The following is a 5,473-nucleotide window of genomic DNA, read 5'->3' as shown; positions in this document are numbered from 1 at the left end:
TCGTACTGGACGTACTTGGGCGATTCGGGCGTGCGTCCAGGCGGGATGCCCGGCGTCGCGCGCCTGGCAAGATCCGCCGGACAGGCCCTAGCGGCCGGTGACGCGCACGGTGGAACGCGGAAGGCGGCCCCGGGGAGATCCCCGGGGCCGCCTTCCGCGTTCGAGACCCGCTGTCAGGCTTAGCTGAACGAGTCGCCGCAGGCGCAGGAGCCGGTGGCGTTCGGGTTGTCGATCGTGAAGCCCTGCTTCTCGATGGTGTCGACGAAGTCGACGGTGGCGCCACCCAGGTACGGGGCGCTCATGCGGTCGGTGACGACCTTGACGCCACCGAAGTCCTTGAGCACGTCGCCGTCGAGCGAGCGCTCGTCGAAGAACAGCTGGTAACGCAGGCCGGAGCAGCCACCGGGCTGGACGGCGACGCGCAGCGCGAGGTCCTCGCGGCCTTCCTGCTCCAGCAGGGCCTTGACCTTGGCCGCGGCGGCATCGGTGAGGAGGATGCCACTCTCGACGGTGGTCTCGTCCTGGACGGTCATCTGCTTTCTCCCGGTCTTGACGACGGTCTGCCGCCAGTGCCAACCACCGACCGCCCGGATTCATTTCCCGGACGGAGGGGGATTTCTACGGCCTGTTCGACGGCTGGTTCTCCGTGGGCCGGGCGCGTCACCCGGGCCTCTACGCTCCCCATGCTCGCACAACCGGGGCGGAGCGGGCACCGCCCGCGTCACGGATCCGGGCGAACGGGCCCCACGGCCGCCCGCCGGACGCCAGGATGGCGGCATGATCCTTCGCCAGGTCAGGGACACCGCAGCGGACGCGGAGGTCGTCCAGGAGGTGTCCCTCGCCGCATTCGCCGGACCGTCCGACGACCCCGCCCGGCCACCGCGACCGACGCCGCTGCAGCTCGCCCGGACCAGACACCTGGCGCGCACCGACCCCGGCGGCTGCTGGCTGGCGGAGAGCGGCGGGCAGGCGGTCGGGGTGGTGCTGTCGATGCGCCGCGAGGGCCTGTGGATGCCCTCGCTGTTCGCCGTCCGGCCGTCCGCCCGGGACCGGGGGGTCGGGCGGCTGCTGTTCGAACGGGCCCTGGCGCACGCCCGGGGCTGCCTGCGCGGGATGGTCTGCGCCTCCGACTCCCCCGCGGCGGCCCGCCGCTACCGGCTGGCCGGCTTCACCCTGCACCCGGCGATGCGGCTGACCGGGCGGGTGGACCGGGACGGGCTGATCGACCCCGGCGACATCCCGGTGCACCGCGGCAACACCACCCACCTGCACCTGCTGGACTCGGTGGACCGGCGGCTGCGCGGGTCCGCGCACGGCCCGGACCACGAGCTGATGCTCGGCCACTTCGAGGAGCTGCTGGTCGCCGACGCACTGGCCGGCAGCGGCTACTGCTACCGGGACGGCGGCACGGTGCGGCTGCTGGCGGCCACCAGCAAGCGGATCGCGGCCCGGCTGCTGCGCGAGGCGCTGGCCCGGGTGCCGGACGGGACCGAGGCCCGGGTGGAGTACCTGACCGCCGAGCAGGAGTGGGCGCTGGACGTCGGGCTGGAGGTCGGGCTGACGCCGGAGACCGGCGGCTTCGTCGGGGTGCGCGGGATGCGGCCGCCGACGCCGTACCTGCCCAGCGGGGCCTTCCTGTAGCCCGGCGGGGACGCGTACGGCCCCACCGGGCGGGCCGGTGGGGCCGTACGGACGAACGGGAGGACGGGAGGACGGGGCCCGGATCAGGCCATGGTGTCCAGGATCTCCCGGACCATCTCCATGGTGGTGCCCGGGTGCAGGAAGGCGAAGCGGGCGACCGTCTCGCCGTCCCAGCCGGTCGGGGTGACGAAGCCGATCTGGTCCGCCAGCAGCTGCTGCGACCAGCGGTAGTAGTCGTCGTTGGTCCAGCCCTTGCGCTTGAAGCAGACCGCGGAGAGCTGCGGGTCGAACAGCAGCTCCAGGTGCTCGGCATCGCGGATCAGCTGGGCGGTGTCCCGCGCCAGCTGGAGGCCGGTCTCGATGGCGTCGGTGTACGCCTGGACGCCGTGGACGGCCAGCGAGAACCAGAGCGGCAGGCCGCGGGCGCGCCGGGTCAGGTGGTAGGCGTAATCGGTGGGGTTCCACTCGTCGCCGTCGGTGTGCAGGACGTCCAGGTAGGAGGCGTCCTGGGTGTGCACGGCGCGGGCGAGCTGCGGGTTGCGGTAGATCAGCGCGGCGCAGTCGAAGGGGGCGAACAGCCACTTGTGCGGGTCGACCACGAAGGAGTCGGCGTGCTCGATGCCGTTGTAGCGCTCGCGCACCGACGGGGCGAACAGGCCGGCGCCGCCGTAGGCGCCGTCCACGTGGAACCACAGGTCGCGCTCGCGGGCGACCTCGGCCAGGCCGGCCAGGTCGTCGACGATGCCCTCGTTGGTGGTGCCGGCGGTGCCGACGACGGCGATCACCGTCTCCGGGTTCGGGTCGGCGGCCAGGGCGGCGCGCAGCGCCTCGCCGGTGAAGCGCCGGTTCACGGTCGGGACCTTGAAGGCCTCGACGCCGATGATGTTGAAGGTGTTCTTGACCGAGGAGTGCACCTGGTCGGCGACGGCTATCCGCAGCCGGGCCTCCGGACCGACGCCGAGCCTGCGGCGGGCGGTGTCACGGGCGACCACCAGGGCGGACAGGTTGCCCGCGGAGCCGCCGGAGACGAAGCAGCCGCCGGCCGAGGCGGGCATCCCGGCCCGGTCGGCGATCAGGCGCAGCACCTGGTTCTCGGCGGCGATGGCGCCCGCCGCCTCCAGCCAGGAGATGCCCTGCAGCGAGGCGCAGGAGACGACCATGTCGAACAGCAGCGCGGCCTTGGTCGGGGCGCACGGGATGAAGGACAGGTAGCGGGGGCTGTCGGCGGAGATGACCGCGCGGGACAGCTCGTGGTCGTACAGCTTGAGCACGTCGGCCGGGTTGTTGCCGTCCTGGTTGAGCAGGCCGGCCAGCTGGGTGCGCAGGTGCTCGCCGTCACCGGGGTGGTCGAGCGGGACGGGGTCGTACTGCAGCCGCTCCCGCATGTAGTCGAAAACCAGGTCGACCAGTTCGTTGTCGGGCCGGTGCATGCGGTCGGGTGCTGCGGACACGGCTGTCCCTCTCGGCTGTGGGTGTCGGGGGGATCCGGTCGGCGGGACGCCTCACCGCGCTGACCGGACGTGATCAGCGTAGGCAGCGGAAGCGCTTCCCCGCGCGTCGGAACGCGGCTGGTCAGGCAGCTTTCGGGCGTCTTCGGGCAGGTCCGCGCAGATTTCCTGCGTACCCCGGGCGCCGGGCCGGGAGATCAGCCGATCAGCTGGGAGAGGACCACCGAGGAGCGGCTGCGCTGCACGCCGGGCTCGCGCCGGATGCGCTCGATGACGGCCTCCAGATGGCGCATGTCGGCGGCCCGCAGGTGCACCAGGGCGTCCGGGTCGCCGGTGACCGTCCAGGCGGCGACCACCTCGGGGAACTGGCGCAGGCTGGCGAGGATCTCCTCGGGGGCGGTCCGCTCGCGGCAGTAGACCTCGACGAAGGCCTCGGTCTGCCAGCCGAGCACGGCCGGGTCGAGCACCACGGTGAAGCCCCGCACCACGCCGCGCGCCCGGAGCCGGTCGATCCGGCGGCGCACGGCGGTGGCGGAGAGGTTCACCTGGAGACCGATCTCGGCGTAGGACGCCCGGCCGTCGCTGCCGAGGCGGGCGAGGAGCTGCCGGTCGGTCTCGTCCAGGTCCGCCCCGATCACCTCGTGCGCTCGGCTGCTGGTCATCGGTGCGGGGCTCCACGGGTCGTGCGGTGGGGGTGGGGGGAGCGTCCCGGGCGGCGGGCGGTGCGGTCGCACCCGCCGGCGCCACTGCCGAAACGGTTCGCCACCCATTCTGGCGGATGACCTGAACGAGTTCATCGCGCGCGGATGACCGGGAGAAGGCCATCGGTCCACCCGGCGGGCGTCGATCGCCGTGCCCGCCGTCGACCGGAGGCCCTTCATCGCGGGCCGCCCCCGGGACGTCTTCGTGTTCATGGCCCAGCCGTGCCCGGGGCTTCGAAATATCGATTCGGCCACGGCAGGAAGCATCCGATCCGGCGAGCGGTTCTCGTCACATCGACAGGATGGCCATCGTCACTCTGACGCTAACCGGTTAGAATAGATAGTGTCAGATAGACGAAAAGGCCCCACCGCTCGTTCGGCCGCACAGAAGGGCACCCGCCCGTGACCACCACCATCACCGAGACCCACGGCGTCGACCCCACTCCGACGCCGCTCGCTCTGCTGCTGCTCGGCCGAGAGGCCGACCCGAACAGCGAGCGCGGCGTCGAGTGCCCCGGCGACCTCCCGCCGGCCTCGGACCCGAACCTCGTCGAGCGCGCCCGGGCGGCCAAGGCCGCACTGGGAGACCGCGTCTTCATCCTCGGCCACCACTACCAGCGCGACGAGGTGATCGAGTTCGCCGACGTCACCGGCGACTCCTTCAAGCTCGCCCGCGACGCCGCGGCCCGCCCGGAGGCCGAGTACATCGTCTTCTGCGGCGTGCACTTCATGGCCGAGTCCGCCGACATCCTCACCGGCGACCGCCAGCAGGTCGTGCTGCCGGACCTCGCGGCCGGCTGCTCGATGGCCGACATGGCCACCGCCGAGCAGGTCGCCGAGTGCTGGGACGTCCTGACCGACGCCGGCATAGCCGACGTGACCGTCCCGGTCTCGTACATGAACTCCTCCGCCGACATCAAGGCCTTCACCGGCAAGCACGGCGGCACCATCTGCACCTCCTCCAACGCCCAGCGGGCGCTGGAGTGGGCCTTCGAACAGGGCCAGAAGGTGCTCTTCCTGCCCGACCAGCACCTCGGCCGCAACACCGCGGTGCGGGACCTGGGCATGTCGCTGGACGACTGCGTCCTGTACAACCCGCACAAGCCCAACGGCGGCCTGACCACCGAGCAGCTGCGCAACGCCAAGATGATCCTCTGGCGCGGCCACTGCTCGGTGCACGGCCGGTTCAGCCTGGACTCGGTGAACGACGTCCGCGAGCGGATCCCCGGCGTGACCGTCCTGGTGCACCCCGAGTGCAAGCACGAGGTGGTCGACGCCGCCGACATGGTGGGCTCGACCGAGTACATCATCAAGGCCCTGGACGCGGCCGAGCCCGGCTCCAAGTGGGCCATCGGCACCGAGCTGAACCTGGTCCGCCGCCTGGCCAAGGCGCACCCGGACAAGGAGGTCGTCTTCCTGGACCGCGCGGTCTGCTTCTGCTCGACCATGAACCGGATCGACCTGCCGCACCTGGTCTGGGCGCTGGAGTCGCTGGTCGAGGGCCGGGTGCCGAACGTGATCACGGTGGACCCGGAGACCGAGAAGTACGCCAAGGCCGCGCTGGACCGGATGCTGGCCCTGCCGTAGCGGCGAGCGGGCGAGCACCCGCCCCGAGCCGAAGGGGCGCGCCGGTGTCGAGAGGGAGGAGCGAGGAGGCCCCGAGGAACGAGGGGCATCGGAGCG

Annotated in this window: 5 protein-coding genes; 2 read left to right on the top strand and 3 right to left on the bottom strand. The window is 72.1% G+C overall.

Going from position 1 to position 5,473, the window contains the following annotated elements; all coding sequences use genetic code 11:
* Positions 1–179 precede the first annotated feature (179 nt).
* Positions 180–533, bottom strand: a complete 354-nt coding sequence (locus tag ACFY2K_RS43345; RefSeq protein WP_375892557.1) for an iron-sulfur cluster assembly accessory protein — start codon at positions 531–533, stop codon at positions 180–182.
* A gap of 244 nt (positions 534–777) precedes the next feature.
* Between ACFY2K_RS43345 and ACFY2K_RS43340 the strand changes: the two genes are divergently transcribed.
* Positions 778–1,641 (top strand): GNAT family N-acetyltransferase, encoded by an 864-nt coding sequence (locus tag ACFY2K_RS43340; RefSeq protein ID WP_375892558.1) that lies wholly within the window; start codon positions 778–780, stop codon positions 1,639–1,641.
* 83 nt (positions 1,642–1,724) lie between these two features.
* Here the strand turns inward: ACFY2K_RS43340 and ACFY2K_RS43335 are convergent, their stop codons facing one another.
* Positions 1,725–3,092, bottom strand: a complete 1,368-nt coding sequence (locus tag ACFY2K_RS43335) for a pyridoxal phosphate-dependent decarboxylase family protein (RefSeq protein WP_375892560.1) — start codon at positions 3,090–3,092, stop codon at positions 1,725–1,727.
* A gap of 194 nt (positions 3,093–3,286) precedes the next feature.
* On the bottom strand, positions 3,287–3,751 hold the full coding sequence (locus ACFY2K_RS43330) for an Lrp/AsnC family transcriptional regulator (RefSeq protein WP_270147404.1): 465 nt from the start codon (positions 3,749–3,751) through the stop codon (positions 3,287–3,289).
* A 441-nt stretch (positions 3,752–4,192) separates the two neighbouring features.
* Here ACFY2K_RS43330 and nadA point away from each other — a divergent pair, with 441 nt between their 5' ends.
* Complete coding sequence (gene nadA, locus ACFY2K_RS43325; protein WP_380522738.1) at positions 4,193–5,377, top strand: quinolinate synthase NadA; 1,185 nt, start codon at positions 4,193–4,195, stop codon at positions 5,375–5,377.
* Positions 5,378–5,473 lie beyond the last annotated feature (96 nt).

Origin of the sequence: Kitasatospora sp. NPDC001309, assembly GCF_042896295.1 — a bacterium.
Taxonomy (GTDB): Bacteria; Actinomycetota; Actinomycetes; order Streptomycetales; family Streptomycetaceae; genus Kitasatospora.
Note: the sequence above shows the minus strand (reverse complement) of the source record. Positions and strands in the feature narration are given on the sequence as shown.